General features: G+C 54.2%; 13 protein-coding genes and 2 pseudogenes. 3 read left to right on the top strand and 12 right to left on the bottom strand.

Features of this window, described 5'->3' with window-relative positions; all coding sequences use genetic code 11:
- Nucleotides 1–69: 69 nt before the first annotated feature.
- The 7 genes from V6575_RS22285 to V6575_RS22255 form a co-directional block, all read right to left on the bottom strand.
- Nucleotides 70–1,575, bottom strand: a complete 1,506-nt coding sequence (locus V6575_RS22285) for a GMC oxidoreductase (RefSeq protein ID WP_340277600.1) — start codon at nt 1,573–1,575, stop codon at nt 70–72.
- A gap of 1 nt (nt 1,576) precedes the next feature.
- Nucleotides 1,577–2,668, bottom strand: a complete 1,092-nt coding sequence (locus V6575_RS22280) for an ABC transporter ATP-binding protein (RefSeq protein ID WP_340277599.1) — start codon at nt 2,666–2,668, stop codon at nt 1,577–1,579.
- Between the two features lie 4 nt (nt 2,669–2,672).
- Nucleotides 2,673–3,551, bottom strand: a complete 879-nt coding sequence (locus V6575_RS22275; RefSeq protein WP_340277598.1) for a carbohydrate ABC transporter permease — start codon at nt 3,549–3,551, stop codon at nt 2,673–2,675.
- Nucleotides 3,541–4,437, bottom strand: coding sequence for a carbohydrate ABC transporter permease (locus V6575_RS22270; protein WP_340277596.1), 897 nt, complete (start codon nt 4,435–4,437; stop codon nt 3,541–3,543). Before V6575_RS22270 ends, V6575_RS22275 begins: the two co-directional genes overlap by 11 nt.
- 83 nt (nt 4,438–4,520) lie before the next feature.
- The gene (locus V6575_RS22265) at nt 4,521–5,771 is read right to left on the bottom strand and encodes an ABC transporter substrate-binding protein (protein WP_340277595.1); all 1,251 of its coding nucleotides are present in this window, start codon (nt 5,769–5,771) and stop codon (nt 4,521–4,523) included.
- Nucleotides 5,772–5,834: 63 nt separating this feature from the next.
- Nucleotides 5,835–7,145, bottom strand: a complete 1,311-nt coding sequence (gene hisD, locus V6575_RS22260) for a histidinol dehydrogenase (protein ID WP_340277594.1) — start codon at nt 7,143–7,145, stop codon at nt 5,835–5,837.
- 116 nt (nt 7,146–7,261) lie between these two features.
- Nucleotides 7,262–9,064, bottom strand: a complete 1,803-nt coding sequence (locus V6575_RS22255; RefSeq protein ID WP_340277593.1) for a thiamine pyrophosphate-binding protein — start codon at nt 9,062–9,064, stop codon at nt 7,262–7,264.
- 132 nt (nt 9,065–9,196) lie between these two features.
- On the opposite strand from V6575_RS22255, the gene V6575_RS22250 reads away from it, so the two are divergent.
- The 3 genes from V6575_RS22250 to V6575_RS22240 all read left to right on the top strand — a co-directional run bounded on the left by V6575_RS22250 (nt 9,197) and on the right by V6575_RS22240 (nt 12,284).
- Nucleotides 9,197–10,039 (top strand): helix-turn-helix domain-containing protein, encoded by an 843-nt coding sequence (locus V6575_RS22250; RefSeq protein WP_340277592.1) that lies wholly within the window; start codon nt 9,197–9,199, stop codon nt 10,037–10,039.
- 172 nt (nt 10,040–10,211) lie between these two features.
- Nucleotides 10,212–10,907 (top strand): hypothetical protein, encoded by a 696-nt coding sequence (locus tag V6575_RS22245; protein ID WP_340277590.1) that lies wholly within the window; start codon nt 10,212–10,214, stop codon nt 10,905–10,907.
- 6 nt (nt 10,908–10,913) lie between these two features.
- Nucleotides 10,914–12,284 carry an aspartate ammonia-lyase gene (locus V6575_RS22240; protein WP_340277589.1) on the top strand — a complete coding sequence of 457 codons (1,371 nt, stop codon included), beginning with the start codon at nt 10,914–10,916 and terminating at the stop codon, nt 12,282–12,284.
- 83 nt (nt 12,285–12,367) lie between these two features.
- Here V6575_RS22240 and V6575_RS22235 read toward each other — a convergent pair.
- The 5 genes and pseudogenes from V6575_RS22235 to V6575_RS22215 all read right to left on the bottom strand — a co-directional run.
- Nucleotides 12,368–12,988, bottom strand: a pseudogene (locus tag V6575_RS22235) (IS6 family transposase); the annotation flags it as partial.
- A gap of 12 nt (nt 12,989–13,000) precedes the next feature.
- Nucleotides 13,001–13,489 carry an IS630 family transposase gene (locus V6575_RS22230; protein WP_340277619.1) on the bottom strand — a complete coding sequence of 163 codons (489 nt, stop codon included), beginning with the start codon at nt 13,487–13,489 and terminating at the stop codon, nt 13,001–13,003.
- Between the two features lie 425 nt (nt 13,490–13,914).
- Nucleotides 13,915–14,121 carry an integrase core domain-containing protein gene (locus tag V6575_RS23375; protein ID WP_422785620.1) on the bottom strand — a complete coding sequence of 69 codons (207 nt, stop codon included), beginning with the start codon at nt 14,119–14,121 and terminating at the stop codon, nt 13,915–13,917.
- A gap of 103 nt (nt 14,122–14,224) precedes the next feature.
- Nucleotides 14,225–15,301: an IS110 family RNA-guided transposase gene (locus V6575_RS22220; RefSeq protein ID WP_340277587.1), complete on the bottom strand. Its 1,077-nt coding sequence runs from the start codon at nt 15,299–15,301 to the stop codon at nt 14,225–14,227.
- Between the two features lie 289 nt (nt 15,302–15,590).
- Nucleotides 15,591–16,165, bottom strand: a pseudogene (locus V6575_RS22215) (IS3 family transposase); the annotation flags it as partial.

Raw genomic sequence — 16,165 nt, 5'->3', positions numbered from 1 at the left:
CGGCGTTTGGTTCATCTGGACGATGGCTTCCGGGGGTATTGCCAAGTTAGTCAGCGGCTCAGATAACTCCTACTCGGACAGCACCTCCTTCACGCTTGCCGCTGCGCGCAGCGCCAAAGCGGCGACTGTCAATGCCGGATTAACCGCCGCAGATGTGGGGAGAACGGAGGCATCGGTAATCCAGAGATTGCTGATGTCATGGGATTTAAGATCCGTCGTCACGACACTCGACTGTCGGTCCGTTCCAAGACGAGCTGTCCCGCATTGATGCGATGTTGTCCGGCGCCCAAATGTATGAGTCAGAACAATCGGGAAACCCGCTGCCTTCATAACTTGGGCCGTTCGCTCGATCAGCAACTCGTGCGCATGCATGTTGCTACGCTCCCAGTGCATGACGATCTGACCATCACGCACCATCACCCTGCTTTCCGGGTTCGGAAGGTCCTCACTTTGCAAGAACCAGCCAAACGCATAGGCAGAAACAAGACGCGCCAAGGGCATGGGCAGCATGGGCATGTTTGATTTCAGGATCGGCGCAGTGATACGACCAAGCCCCTGAACATTGCCAAGTGGGTACCCAGTTTCCGGGTCAGATTCATAAAAGTCATTGAGGCTCAATGTCTTCTGATAGACAGAGGTATTGCGCAGACGCGGGTCGATGGTCAGCATGGCCGAAGAATTGTGATTCATGAAGTTGCGCCCAACCTGATCCGACGTATTCGACAGTCCGGTCGGCGAATTTTCATTGGCCGACTTAAGCAATAGCGCTGCCGACTGGATCGCACCCGCTGCAATTGCGAACCCTCGAGCCGTCAACCGGCGAACCTCTCCCTGAACCCGAACGTCTGCAGCAATAACGGTCTGACCATCGGTTGCAGTTTCAAGACGAAGCACCTCGGCATTCGTCAGAAGGCTAACATTAGGATAACGCAAGGCCTCGGTAAGCGGACCAGATTCCGCATCGATCTTGCCGCTTCCAGTATTCGGAAAAGCGTCCCATCCAGTCGCTCCTTCAGCAAGCCATGTATCGATATCGATGGCAAGGGGAAGGGGAGCAGGTTTGGCACCCGCTTTCTTCAATCGCATCATAACCTTTTGTATGACAGGTTCGTGCGGAACCGGCTCAAAGTCATATAACGTCGAGTGGGTCGGCTCAGTCGGATCTTCGTGAACCGTTCCCCGCACCCGGAAAAGCTTCTCCGCCTCTCCATACCAAGGTTCCATGTCATCATAGGACAAGGGCCAGCCAGGTGACGAGCCTTGAAGGTGATCGCGCGGGCTGAAATCACTTTTCCGAAAGCGATACATGACCGCTCCATAGAACTTGGAATTGCCGCCGACCACATAATAGTTGCCGGCGACAAATGGCATACCGTCAGATCCCATCCAATGTTCAGTCGGAGCGAAATGTCCACGCTGGAAGATCGCGACGTCGTCGCGTGCCTCCGGCGAGTGCAGCAGCTTATCCCCCTTCTCTACGATCAGAATTCTGAGCCCCGTGGCCGCAAGAGAGGAAGCAAGGGTAGCTCCGCCCACACCCGAACCAATGATGATGAGATCTGTGTCAAATGACATATCAGTTCAGCCTGTTTTCAGTCTCAGGATCAAAAAGCACTACCTTGTCCGTCTTCACGGCAAGACACAGTTGCTCGCCCACAGCTGTCGCAAAGGGCTCAAGGCGAGCAATCACTTCAACACCACCTAAAGAGAACACCGCAAGCGTATCAGGGCCCGTTGGCTCGAGGACATCAATGCCGACATTGATGCCTTCGCCTTTAGTCGGAGTAAAATGCTCGGGTCGGATTCCGACCAGCACTGGTTTATCCTGGTACCTCCGCCGCGCTTCATCCGAGAGCGCTATACCGGAAACGCGTCCAACTTTACCATTGGGCAATGTGAATGCGACCGTCGCGCCGGCTTCGCTATCAACCAGCTTACCAGGAATGATGTTCATCGCGGGTGAGCCGACAAATTTCGCAACATAGACGTTTGCGGGCCGGTCATAGACCTCCTGTGGCACACCCAGGTGCTGAACGATCCCATCCTTCATGACCGCAACCTGAGTTGCAAGCGTCATGGCCTCGATCTGATCATGTGTCACATAGACGATCGTGGTTCCCAAACGTTTGTGAAGCCGTTTAATTTCCGTACGCATATCGACACGCAGCTTGGCGTCCAGATTGGAAAGCGGCTCATCGAAAAGAAACAGCTTGGGATTCCGAACAATTGCACGACCCATGGCAACGCGCTGGCGTTGCCCCCCGGACAACTGACTCGGTTTTCGATCAAGCAGATCGGTCATCTGCAGCATTTCCGCCGCAGCCTCTATCGCCGCCGATCTCTCTTTGCTTGGGATCTTGCGGATTTTCATGCCGAACTCAATGTTCTGACGAACAGTCATTGTCGGATATAAAGCGTAGGATTGGAAAACCATAGCGATGTCCCGATCCTTCGGCGAGCGATCATTGACCGTCTCTCCTGCAATTCGGATCTCACCAGCAGAAATGTCCTCAAGACCAGCAATCATGTTTAGTAACGTAGATTTGCCACATCCGGATGGGCCAAGCAGCACCAAAAAACCACCCTCTTCCAAACTTATATTTACTTCCTTCAGGACCTTGGCCTGCCCATAGGATTTTTGAACCCGATTAATTTCGAGCTTGCCCATTGGATTATCCTTTCACGGAACCGGCAGTCAGACCGCGCACGAAGTAACGCCCTGCGACCACATAGACGACAAGGGTGGGCATAGCGGCGATCATCGCTGCGGCCATATCCACGTTGTATTGCTTCCGACCCATAGTCACGTTGACTATATTGTTGAGCGCGACGGTGATCGGTGACGCTTCCCCAGAGGTAAATGAGACGCCAAATAGAAAATCGTTCCAGATCTGCGTGAACTGCCAGATGCAGCTTACGACGATTATCGGTAGTGCTGCCGGCAGCATGATGGAGAAGAAGATCCGGAAGAAGCCAGCGCCATCGATCAGGGCGGCCTTGATCAATTCGTCCGGAATGGTGACGAAGTAATTCCGGAAGAACATCGTCGTGAAAGTGATCCCATAGACCGTATGAACGAAAATCAGACCCGGAATAGTGCCTGCGATACCAAGCCTTCCAAGAAGCTGCGCCATGGGCAACAATACAACCTGAAATGGTAGAAAGCAGCCAAATAGCAGCAAGCCGAAAACAATGTTCGCCCCCCGAAACCGCCACTTTGACAGGATGTAACCATTCATCGCGCCGGCGGCAGTCGATAAGATGACAGCCGGTACAACCATGAGGATGGAATTCAGGAAGTAAGGCTTCAGTCCATCGCAGACTGTGCCAATGCACGCCGTTCCCCATGCTTTCGCCCAGGCGTCGAAAGTCACCAGTTTAGGAAAATCGATGAACGAGCCACCATATATCTCATCTAGCGACTTAAGCGAGGTGACGGCCATCACCCACAACGGCATCAGATAAAAGGCTGCCAGTACCACCAGGCCCCCATAAATAACCAACCTTCCCAGCAATCGGTAGCATTGCCTGGAGACCAGATCAGTGCTCATGACCGCCCTCCTTCAATTCGGAATAGAGATAGGGAACGATGATCGCCGCAACTGTCATCAACATCATGACGGCACTTGCTGCGCCAACACCCATCTGGTCGCGTCGAAAAGTGGACGTGAACATAAAGGTTGACGGCATTTCGGTAGAGGACCCTGGACCGCCATTCGTAAGCGCCAATACAAGATCAAAACTCTTGATCGAGATATAACTCAGTAGGACGACGACAGACAGAAATGCCGGGCGCAGCATCGGAACGATAATGGAGGCGTAGATACGAGGAAGGCCAGCCCCCTCGATCTGGGCTGCCTTGATGATTGAACTATCGATACCCCGAAGTCCCGCCAAAAAGATCGCCATAGCAAAACCGGTCGACTGCCAGACTGCCGCGATCACCACACAGTAGATCGCAAAGGTTGGTGAGGTGATCCAGTCGAAGGCGAAACTTTCCCACCCGAGGTTGTTGACCACTTCCTGAATGCCTAACGATGGGTTCAAAATCCACTTCCAGGCCGTGCCAGTCACAATAAACGACAGCGCCATGGGATAAAGGTAGATCGCCCGCAGCAGCCCTTCTGCCCTCACCTTCTGATCGAGCAGAATTGCGAGAAACAGCCCAAGTAGGATAGTCACAATCAGAAAAAGAGATGTGAATATGAAGAGGTTCTCTACCGCGGTGTGCCAACGCGGAGTACTCCAGAGTCGAACATATTGCGCCAACCCGACGAAATCATATTTTGGTAGCATCCTAGAGGACGAAAGGGAAATCCAGATCGTCCAAGCTATGAAAATGTAAACGCCAACGAACACAAACACTAAGCTCGGCGACAAGACAAGTTTCGGCAGAAAGTGGCCAATCCGGTCCTTGACCGGTATTGATCGGCTCATCACGGCCTCCTTTGACAAGAGAGGAAATATGGTCTGCCGAGAGGTGGGAGAAGACCTCCGGCAGACCATACGACTAAGCTCGATTATCTTGCGTTGTTGATCCCTGCGACCAATGCAATCACAGCGTCTTCAGACGACATCTCCGTCACAAAGAACTGCGCGACTACGTCAGAGAACACACCAGCAAATTCTGGAGAGACAGCAAAGCCTTCCGTCAGACCAGGAATAAGTGTCCCCTCCTCGATGGCATGCTCTCGGTCCGCATAGCCCTGCTGTGCACAGGCATCGAAATTTTCAACCGAGACATCGACACGAGCCGGGATCGACCCCTTGATCATGTTGAATTGCGCCTGAACTTCGGGGTCCATGATGGCCTTGGCCCATGCCACTTGCCCGGCCTTCACATTTGCATCATCGGTTTTGAACATACCGAAAGCGTCGATGATAAAAGTGAAGTTAGGGGTCTTGCTAGGTGCCGGGAAGCAAAGAAAGTCCTCACCCGGTCGCATACCTTTAGCCAGAAACTCGCCCTTAGCCCAATCACCCATCAGCTGGATGGCGGCTTCGCCAGATGCCACCATACTGGTCGCAACGGCCCAATCCCGACCTGTGATGTTTTCACCGACAAGTCCTTTGATCTCGCGAAGAGTGTCGAAGGCTTTGATCATGGTATCGCTCTTCAGGGCTTCCTCATCAAGGCCAACAATGGCGGTCTTATAGAAGTCCGCCCCGCCTTGACCGGCGACAATGGCTTCAAACATTTCCAGGACCTGCCAATTTTCATCGGACAGTGCGATGGGTGTGACGCCTGCTTTCTTCAACTTCTTGGCAGATACGATAAGTTCATTCCAGGTTTTGGGAATAGCGATATCATACTCATCGAAGACGGCCTTGTTCGCCCATATCCAGTTCTGACGGTGCATGTTGATCGGCACCGAGAAGTAGTTTCCGTCGGCCTTAAGAAAACGCTCAATCTGAGGCGGAACAGCGTCCACCCAACCATTTTCGGTGTAGAGGTCGTTGAGCGACTGAAGAGCACCCTCTTTGGCCCAGTTGATACCTTCAAAGCCTAGCAGTTGCATGGTTGCAGGAGGATTTCCGGCAGCCAACCGGGTGCGCAGAGCCTGGGTAGCATTGCCACCGGACATGCCGCCAACGGCGCTGTCCTTCCATGTGAAACCCTCTTTGCTTAGGTTGTCTATGATTACTTTCAGTGCCTCGACTTCACTTTCGGCGACCCAATGGTGGATACCCTCTACCTCGCTCTCGGCGAATGCCGGAATGGACATCGACAAAGCAACGGTTGTTGCCAACAATATGTTCTTGAACTTCATGGTTACTCTTCCCTCTCTGGTTGTTCTGCTTCGGTGGCTTTTGCCTTGTTCCGAAGCGCGAGTTCATTCCGGGTCGACCGGCATTGCGTAGCCGACAGTTTTCTTGCCGTAGCGACGTACGCGCAGGTTTGCCTGCTCCGCATGACCGGCGAAGCCTTCCATCAGGCACAAGCGAGACCCATAGGAGCCGATACGCACCGACGCCTCGTCGGTCAGCACGCGCTGGTAGGTACAGGTCTTGATGAACTTGCCGACCCAAAGCCCGCCGGTGTAGCGAGCGGATTTTAATGTCGGCAGGGTGTGGTTGGTGCCGATGACTTTGTCGCCGAAAGCGACGTTGGTTCGGGCGCCCAGGAAAAGCGCGCCGTAGTTGGTCATGTTTTCCAGGAAATAATCCGGGTCTTCGGTCAGCACCTCAACATGTTCGGAGGCAACGCGGTCGGCCTCGGCAACCATCTCACCGAGGGTTTCGCATAGGATGATCTCGCCGAAGTCCTCCCAGGCCTTCCCAGCAATCTGAGCCGTTGGCAGGATCTTAAGCAGACGCTCGATTTCGCTCAGTGTCTCGATTGCTAGGGCTTCGGAATTGGTGATCAGAACCGCTGGCGAATTGACACCGTGCTCGGCCTGCCCCAGCAGGTCAGTGGCAATCATTTCTCCATCTGCGCTCTCGTCTGCAATAACCAGCGTTTCCGTTGGGCCTGCGAAAAGATCAATGCCGACCTGACCGAACAGCAAGCGCTTGGCTTCAGCCACATAGGCGTTGCCAGGTCCGGCCAGCATATCAATGGACTGAATGGTTCCAGTGCCGTAGCCCATGGCACCAATAGCCTGAACGCCTCCGAGCACGTAAATCTCGTCTGCACCGGCAAGCGCCTGAGCAGCAATAATCTTCTCAGCCAGCCTGCCCTTAAACGGCGGCGCGCAGGTGATTACACGGCCGCACCCTGCCACCTTTGCAGTCAAGACGGTCATGTGAGCGGATGCCAGCAGCGGATACTGGCCGCCGGGCACATAGCAGCCGACATTTGCGATCGGCACGTTCTTGTGACCAAGCACGACCCCAGGAAGTGTCTCGACTTCCAGTTCCTGCAGAGAGGACTTCTGCGCCTCTGCAAAGTTGCGCACCTGAGCCTGGGCGAATTCCAGGTCGATCCGCTCCTGCTTTGTCAGATTATCAATGCAACGCTTGATTTCCGTATCATCCAGGCGATAGCTCGACCGATCAAGCCCGTCAAACTTGATGCTGAGACGCCGAACCGCTACGTCACCTTCTTCGCGCACTTCACGCAGTAAGTTGGTAACCACTTCGGTGGTTCCCGGGTCCGAAGTCAGGCCCTGCTCGAAGCGCGCTGACTTAATATGGCGGATCATGACACAAACCTTTTCATTCCGGTGCCGCCCTTGCGACCACTGGTTTGGTTGTTTCTCTAGACCTATTGGAGGGGAGTGGGCCGCAGTCTAGCTGCTAGCGGCCCACTCCGGGTGGGTTACAGGTGCTGTTCTTTCGCACGCATAGCGGCGTAGTCTGCTTGTTCTGTTTCGTAGTAGGCCGGGGACGGGAAATCCCACCAACCAGTGGCGAACGGACCGGCAGCATCGCGCGAAATGATAACTTCGACCAGAGCTGGACCACCGCACTCAAGCGCGGCATGGATGCTGCTTTCGAGGTCATCGTTCTTTTCCACCTTCCAGGCTTGAAGGCCAAATGACTTCGCAGCCGCAGTGATATCTGCAGAATAAGCTTCACCGTTGCCAGAGTGGTAATTAAACTCGGAGGCGATGTGACGGCCCATGAACTTGCGCTGCCCACCACGAATCGACATGTAGCCTTGATTGTTCAACACGAGGAAGACTACATTGATGCCATTCATCATTGCTGTGCCCATTTCAGGCAGGGACATCATAAAGTCGCCGTCGCCGACGATGGCGACAACTTGCTTGTCCGGACAAGCAAGCTTTGCGCCCAAAGCAGCAGGCACAGCCCACCCCATGGGTGAATAGGACCCGGATGTCAGATGCGTGCGCGGCTCATATATCGGAAAGCTCTGTTTAACCGACCCTTGCGTGTTACCGGAACCAACAACCACGATACCGTCTCGGGACAAAACCTTGCGCAATGCCATCAGAGGTCGCTGAGAGGTGAAAGGTGTTTCGCAACTGTTTTCACGCGGCTCGACCAGAGTGCGCCAATCAGCCTTGGCCTTTTCCACGTCGGCCTGGAAGGTCTCGCGCATGGCAAACATCTTCTGCTCATCGGCATCCGAAATCATATCTAGCATAGACTGCAGTGCAACTTTGGCATCGGCGATGATGCCCACTTCGGTTTCGTAGTTCTTGCCGATTTCACGTGGGTCGAGATCTATATGGATTAGCTTTGCACCCGGAATAGAGAAAGAAACACCCTTGGCATAGGAAGAAGATGACCAGTCGGTGAACCGACACCCGACCGAGATCACCACATCGGCCGATGCGGTAATCTTATTTCCGCAGGTCGTGCCCGTCTGGCCAACCGCACCAATGAACAGATCATGGTCTTCGGAGATCGCGCCCTTGCCATTCCAGGTGATCGAGACCGCGGCCCTGAGCTTTTCAGCAAGGCGGGTCAGTTCCTGCGAGGCATTTGCAGTGATTGCACCGCCACCAGCCACGATGACCGGTCGTTCTGCCGTGGCCAGAATCTTAACCGCTGCTTCAATTGCCTTCGGATCCGGATAGGCAATGCCGATCGGCAGTCGCTTGTCTAGCGGATGTATGGATACGTCCTCAGCATCGACCTGGACATCCATAGGCACTTCGACATGTACCGGGCCCGGGCGACCAGTCAGCATTTCAGAGAACGCGCGGTGCATGATGGTCGGCAGAACCTTGACTGAGTTTGCCTGCCAGGCGCGCTTTGTTACCTGCTCGGTGATCCGCGCAAACGCATTGTCCTGCTGGCGCTCAAGCTCCTGCATAGTACCATGACCATGCATGTAAGTCTGAGGGGACCCGGAGACGTAAAAAAGAGATGTGGAATCCGTGTATGCGGTAGCTAAGCCAATCACCGTATTGGCCGCACCCGGCCCGACGGATGTCGAACAGGCCATTGGTTTACCAGATGCACGGTAGTAACCATCCGCCATGTGGACAGCACTTTGTTCGTGCATGACCTGAATGAAAGGGATCTCCGACCCCTCCTGCATGAACGCATCGAAAAGTGACCAAATACCGTGGCCCGGTACACCGGCTACATATTCCACGCCATATTCCTTGAGCGATCGTGCGACGACTTCTCCGCCGGTAAACTTCATTTTTCAAACCCTCTTTCCCCGGGAGCAGGCCCCGTTCGTTCTTGTCCGTTAATCGTCTGAAAATGAGGCTTGCAAAGCAACTTCGCACCGTGCATTTAATTGAAGCACTTTGACGCACCAAAAGGTCTCCCAATGGATAACGCGCAGCAATCTGAGGCAATGGTTGAACGTCTTGCAACTTTCGCATCAAATTTGCGTTTTCTGTGTGATAAAAAGGGCTCCATTACGCAGATATGCATAAAGATAAAAATAAATAGACAGCAATTTAATAAGTATCTTTCAGGAAAACATCTCCCGACATCTTCAAATCTGAAAGCAATATCAGATTACTTCAACCTATCACCAGAGATCCTGTTTACACCGAAAGAGGAATTTCGTGCGCTTATTGACGGGAATTTCTTTGATACATTCAGCCACCTCCGCGCAGCACCGGCAGTTCAGCAATTCCTGGCAACTGTAAAATCCACTCCAGATGCGCTGGAACAGTCGATTATCGGTGTTTATGACCGCTACCACTTTTCCTCAATCTACCCACGACGCATCCTGCGTGCATCCCTTTGCATCTATCAAGGCAACGATTTTCTACAGCATACCTACGTCGAACATTTCCCAGACCCCGATGATCGGAACAAAATCGCCTACGTTTTCAAGTACCATGGCTTCATTCTGCCAATCGAAGGTCGGCTCTTCATGGTGGATTTCGAAACCAGCCAAAGGAACGAGATGACCTTCGGTATTTTCTCCAGTGTTCAACGCAGCGCCAAAAGATTCATGTTCGGGATTACTTCTGGCATTGCCGCAACCATGTATCGCCAGCCCTTCTCCACTCGCTTAGCGATGCACTACCGGGGCTCAGGGCTTCTCAAGCGCGCTGACATAGCACGTTCGACGACTCTCGACATGAATGACCCCTCGATCCCGCGGGAAGTGCGCGAATATCTAGGCGACGCACCAGACATGGTTATACCAATCTGAATGCGGCGTAATTTTCTGCAATTTTACGATTTTTCTTATTGCCAGCCTCAGAGTATCTTTGGCTTTCTCTTCCTTGTGCGTCAGAGTGCGTCAGAAATCCTCAGATAGCGAAATGGGCAACGCAATTAGAATATGATCTCCTTGGTTTAAACTACGTACCCAAGGATATTGCATGACCAACAAACTACGCAAACTCGCCTTTTCGGATGACTTCATCCATGCCGAACTCGTGGAAAACGTTCAGGATTTCCTCGTTGAAGATGCAATTGCAGTAAACCTATCACAGAATCCAATGATCACTGGCACAGAGCACTCGGCCATCGTTCCAGCCTGGAAGTCGACCTGGCTGAAGGGGGCCACCATCAAGTCTGCGGAACGCGTCGCCTTGCTCAATGTGATCCGCAAAACGAATCTAGGCGGTTGCGCTCTGCGCGGCTGGGACTGGCTTGGAAACCGGATCAAAAGTTTTCCGCGCGACACGCCGCTCTACATTTCCGCCGATGACTGGGCGGGCGACACCACTCTCGATCCGCGGGTATTCACCAACGAACGTTCGACCTGCGAAACGCCGCAAACCTTTGATATGCGGCTTAATCTCTGGTGGGCACCTAGTGACACGGATTGCTTCATTCACAACGAACACACATTTCTGGAAGTCCACACTCAGATCCACGGCCTAGGGCGCATGCAGAAGTTCCGTGAGCAGGACGAGGCAACGCTTTATGAGGATGTGCCGATGGCCATGGGCATGTCTCATGATCCCTTCTGCCGAGTGATTGGCCAAAATGATTGGAGCTATCCCTGGCATCGCTACTACGCGGATACAGACGCCGTCTGGCTTGCGATCGAATTGCACCCGAAAGTCTGACGACAGATGGCTCTTTCCGACCCCTATCAGCGAAGGGCGCGCGTGGAATATGATGCGTTCGGCTCCCTCGAAGTTCCCTTCGACGCACTTTACGGAATTCAGACAACGCGCGCGCTTTCCAATTTTCCGATCTCCGGCATTCCAATCTCCAAGCTGCCGGATCTAATTAACGCCCTCGCTCAAGTAAAGAAAGCTGCAGCCCGCGCCAACGCACGTCTCGAAAATCTCTCACTCGACAAGGCTCAGATCATTGAGTGCGTTTGCGATGAGATTCTATCCGGGCAGCATCATCAGCATTTCCCTGTCGACGTCTATCAAGGCGGAGCCGGCACCTCGACAAACATGAATATGAACGAGGTCATCGCCAATCGCGGGCTAGAGCTGATGCATTACCCATGCGGCAGCTATGCACATCTTCACCCAAACGACGATGTGAACCGCGCCCAGTCGACCAACGATGTCTATCCGACAGCCATTCGCCTAGCGTTTCTGAGCGCTCTCCCCCGGCTGGAGGCAGCTCTGGCCCAACTTGCACAAGCCTTTCACAATAAGGGCTCGGTTTTCGCCGAAGTTCTCAAGCTAGGCCGCACCCAGCTACAGGATGCAGTCCCCATGACCGTTGGTGCGGAGCTTGAGGCTTTCGGTTCGACCATTCGTGAAGATATCGCCCGCCTCGAAGGTGCTCGTGACCTTCTTCACGAAGTTAACCTTGGTGGGACGGCCATAGGCACTGGAGTTTCCACGCCCCCAGGATTTCAGGTCGCCGTCCTTCAAGAACTTTCCGAACTGACAGGACAACCTTTGAAACCCGCCGCCAACCTGCTCGAAGCCAGTTGGGACACCGGCGCAATCATTTATCTGTCCAGCAACCTGAAACGCGTTGCTGCAAAGCTTTCAAAAATCTCAAACGACTTGCGGCTACTGTCATCCGGCCCACGCTCCGGGCTTGGCGAATTGCAGCTGCCAAAGGTGCAGCCCGGTTCATCAATGATGCCTGGCAAGATCAATCCGGTGATCCCGGAGATGGTGAACCAGGTCGCCTTTCAGGTTTTCGGCAATGACATAATGATCACCTTCGCAGCCGAGGCCGGACAATTGCAGCTCAATGCCTTCGAACCGATTATGTGTTTTGGTATCATGCAATCGATCATGCTTTTGACCAACGCCGTGGAAACACTCCGTGTGCAGTGTGTCGAAGGCATTGAAGCCGACACAGATCGGTGTCTACAGAACCTTGAGGCGAGCACTGCCAATTTGACCGCATTGATCTCGACTATAGGCTACGAGCGAGCCTCCCAGCTTGCGAACGAGATGCTGCGCGACGGCACGTCCTGGACTGATATTTTCAGCACTTTAAGTGAGCGTGCATCAAAGTGACGGGACCCAGCTATAATCAATGCCAAACGGGCTTGTCGCAAAGATTTTCGGAGGCATCAGTTTTCCCGTAATCAACTGCGTTTTCATACTTCGTTAACCTTTTGCAGTCCGAAGAGGCGAGCGATGAGGTCATTCTGGTCATTGACAGTCCAACCGCGGGAAAAGCCAAAGCCCTTCGGTAACCACAGCATGGCTTCAAACCCGGCAATGGTTCGCCTCGCGGTGTTGAACGTTTGGAAGCACCCAACCTTGGGCATATTCTTCTTCACTTGGAAGTGGTTGCTTTCGATCCCCTGTTGTCGATGCTTGGTGACATAATGGACCGGGTCCGGTGTGAGCAGCTTTTCCTCGACGCTATCCCTGATCGCAGGCGGAAATGTTTCGGCACCATCGGTCCCTATCTTGCCGGGCGAAAGCAGCGGCTCGTCCTTCAACATCTTACGGAAGACGCGCTTGGCGGCCTCCAGGTCGCGCTGTGCGGTGAGCAGAAAATCGACAGGATTTCCGTGCTTGTCGATGGCCCGATAAAGATAGCGCCACTGACGACGGATTTTGACTTATGTCTCGTCGATGCGGACTGATCCGCAATGAGGTTTGCGGAAACGGCGCAACCGCTTTTCGATCAGGGGAGCATAAGCTAGAACCCAACGATTGATACTGCTGTGATCCACGTCAAAGCCGCGCTCCTTGAACATTTCTTCTAGAGCGTGTCGCATTTAATTGGTTCTGTATCCGGCTGCGTTGAAGAAGTTGCAGCATTCTTCGTCGGTGAAGAGATTGCAAACGTGCCCAACGGCTTTCCATAGATCTTCATAGGTTCTTGCAGCGGCTTTTCGGATGAGTGCCTTGAGCTTTGAGAAGGCCATCTCGATAGGGTTCAGGTCCGGCGAGTATGGTGGCAGGAACAAGAACCACGCGCCGCGCTCACGCAGTCGTTCGGCCGCGCGTGGGCTTTTGTGGCTTGAGAGTTTGTCCAGAATGACGACGTCGCCTTTTTGCAGCGTTGGCGCGAGCTGGTTCTCGACATGAGTTTCAAACCTGTTGCGGTTGATCGTGCCGTCGAGGACCCAGGGAGCGGTCAGTTTGTCACGGCGCAGAGCTGCGACAAAGGTTTGGGTATGCCAGTGGCCGAATGGGGCGTAATCGACCAGCCTTTCGCCGCGCGGGGCCAACCGGTGCGCTTGGCCATGTTGGTCTTCAGCCAGGTTTCATCAATGAAGGCAATGCGTTCCAGCATATGCGCCATGAACAGTTGGCGGCGGAAGATCCAGTGATGACGCTGTTCGGCCACGTCAAGCCGTTTCTGCTCAAGCGCTTGCAGATCTTTTTTTTATGTGTGAGCCCAAGCCGTTGAAGGAAGCGACCGACCGTCGCCCGATGCACGGTGATCTCCTGTTCGTCTGCCAACAGCACCACCAGCTCATCCAGCGTGATCTCCCCTTCGCCTCGACCGTGGAGCGAACCCAGTCCTCATAAGGGGGGAGCTTGCCAAAACGGGGTTTGCCTTGGGGGGTGACCGCCAGAGAACCGATCACGCGCTTCAGCATAACCATGTCATTGACGAAATTTAAAGTGGTCCCAGTTTTCCGGACAGGTTCGCGGCTGATTTAAGGTGTATCCAGGTTGTTTTTCATGCCGCCAAATTCAGGTGCCTGTCGGCACAATATGCCTCCTTTGGTGTCTTGTGCTGAAGGGCTGAATGAGGTCGTTCGGTATTGCAGAAGGTTATCCAGTCACGGATGACACGATACGCCTTGAAGCCATCGATCAGGTCTTCGAGATAGACCGCTTCCTGCTTCAAGGATCGCCAGAGCCGTTCGATGAAGATGTTGTCCATGCACCGGCCGCGCCCGTCCATAGAGATGCGTATGCCAGCTTCGGTCAGCGTGGTGATCCAAGCCGCCCCCGTAAACTGTGAACCCTGGACGCCCTTCTAAGAGTCAAGCGGCTATTTGGCTTTGATTGATCTCCTTGTGGCGTCGCATGATGATGCCGAAGACTTCGCGCGCGATGTAGCGTTTGAGGCAACGGATGGCTTCCAGCTTGGAATTGCCCTCTGCGATGCGTCTGGCGACATAGTCCTGTGTGCGAGTATCCAGCCTCAGGCGCCCGATTGCGATGATGTGGATGGCGCTGTTTGCCGCGCGATCGCCGCCCCTGTTCAGCCTGTGCCGAACCGTCTTTCCGGAAGAGGCTGGGATCGGACTGACACCACACAATGCCGCGAAGCTCGCCTCGGATTTCAGCCGGTCAGGGTTATCCCCCGCCGTCAGGAGCAACTGCGCCGCGCTGTTCAGGCCGATCGCGGTCTGTGCAAGAAGTTCCGGCGCCAGATCCTTGACGATAGCTTCAATCATGTTGTCCAGATCGGCGATCTCGTCATGCAGTTCGAGATAACGCCGTGCCAGTGACTTGAGAGAGATGCGGTAGGCTTCTTCGACATCACGATACGCTGTGAGATCGGGGCGCCAGGCTGCAAGCGTGCGGATCAGTTGCATCCGCGTCATGCTTCGCAGAAGGTCCCGGACCTTGTCCGGTGAGCACACGATGGTCGTCTGTATCATTTGCAAGGCGATGCGGCGGGCCTGAACGGCGGTTTTGCGACAAACCCTTAGAACCCGAAGTCTCTCGGCCATTCCGTCCCGGCTGCGTGGTGTCAGGGTGTGGCGTTTTGCATAAGCTGCATGAGCAGCACTTTCCGCATCAAAGTCATCATTCTTGCCGCGACGGCGGCGGTCATGTTTGTCAGGTGCCGTGACCTCCAGAACTTCGACACCAGCCGCCTGCATGTAGCGCAGAAGCCCTGCTCCGTAGCTGCCGGAGCATTCAACCCCGATGCGCTGGAGATCGCCGAAAGACCTCATCCAGGCCAGCATCAAACGATATCCGTGCCGGGTCGTCGCAAAACTCGCGTTACCGAGAATACGGCCGTGGTGATCGACGACAGCCGCGACATGTAAATCCTTGTGGCTGTCGACGCCGCCAACGATGTGAGATGCTTCTGGGTGTTTGGCCATCCGATGATCCTTTCCTGCAGCTCATGAATAATCTTTGCTCGGAAGGATGCAGGGACAGGACAGTCATGAGACCGAATGGTAATGCCCTTCTTGGGTCACGGCAGCATCTTTGAGACAAAGCCTCGCCGCAAGGCGTTCCCGGATGATCGACAGGTCCAGGGAAAGACACATGTCAGGTCGATCGGAGTGAGGGTCAGATCACACCGGGATGCCATGCGGCGCCAACCCAGCGAATGGTCGGTCGGTGTTTGAGTCAAACCACCCGAGAACTGGCATTGATCGTATGACTATCCGTATTCATTATCTCGGGCGGTTCGAACCGGGCGATGGCCTCTTTCAAGGCTTCGACGCAGAAGTCGGCGTGCATCGTATTCGACAGCCGCCAGCTCAGGACTTTCCGTGTCGCCCAATCCATGATTGCAACCAGATACAGGAAACCGTGCTTCACGGTAATGAAGGTGATGTCTGAACACCAAGCCTGATTGGGCCGATCAATTGTTATGCCCCGCAGCAGATAGGGATAAACCTTGTGCTGCGGATGCGACTGGCTGGTTCTCGGCCGTTTGTAGATTGCCTCCAGCCCCATCTTCGCCATCAGACGGCGAACCCGATGGCGGCCGACTACGATACCGTCCCGGCGCAGATAGATAGCGATCTGGCAGCTTCCGAAGAATGGATATTTGGTGAAAACCCGGTCGATGGCCTTCATCAACGCCACCGTAGCCGCGCTGATCCCGACAGGAAGATAATAAAATGCCGACCGGCTCAGCTTCACCAATTTGCACTGCTGACGGACGCTCAGATCCAGATGATCCCGGCGGATCAGTGCTTTCTTCTTGGCAGGGCTCACTTCTTGAGCCCTTG

Source organism: Roseibium algae, assembly GCF_037783265.1.
In the GTDB taxonomy this organism is placed as follows: domain Bacteria; phylum Pseudomonadota; class Alphaproteobacteria; order Rhizobiales; family Stappiaceae; genus Roseibium; species Roseibium algae.
Note: the sequence above shows the minus strand (reverse complement) of the source record. Positions and strands in the feature narration are given on the sequence as shown.